The sequence below is a fragment of the Flavobacterium sp. T50_26 genome (assembly GCF_057652995.1).
This window is the reverse complement of sequence record NZ_JBYFCC010000060.1, coordinates 1-479: the sequence shown is the minus strand read 5'-3', so window position 1 is coordinate 479 and position 479 is coordinate 1. Positions and strand designations below refer to the sequence as shown.

The 479-nt window shown below is 43.2% G+C and carries 1 protein-coding gene; it reads left to right on the top strand.

The window, feature by feature from the left end:
• Positions 1–479 (top strand): carboxypeptidase-like regulatory domain-containing protein (locus AC23MC_RS16430; RefSeq protein ID WP_487569408.1); only part of this gene is annotated, 479 nt, incomplete at both ends.

Here is a 479-nt window from a genome sequence, read left to right as displayed (position 1 = left end):
TCCAACGGCAGACAAGGTTTTGGTGGATTAGATGTCTTTGCGTATGATATGACCAAAGGCGAATCAACCAACTTAGGCAAACCGGTAAACAGTGAGAAAGACGATTTTGCCTTTACATTAAATGCAGAGAAAAACATCGGATTTTTATCCACTAACCGCTCAGGAGTAGATAATATTTACTTAGCCACTCCGGTTTGTGGCGTAGAAGTAACCACCATGGTTACCGATGCCAAAACAGGCAAAGCACTTGCCAATGCTAAAGTAGCGATTGTTGATGACAAGAAAAACGTGATTGCTACGGAAACAACCGGAGCCAATGGCGAGGTGGCGTATTATGTAGAATGTAATAAAGCCTACACGATTCAAGCCTCGAGAGACGGTTATGAGAGTAATACTTTTCCTGTAGCAGCCAGCAAAGGCGAAGCAAGAAAAGTAGAAGCAGCCTTGAACCCAATTGATGTGATTGTAACGGAGACTGA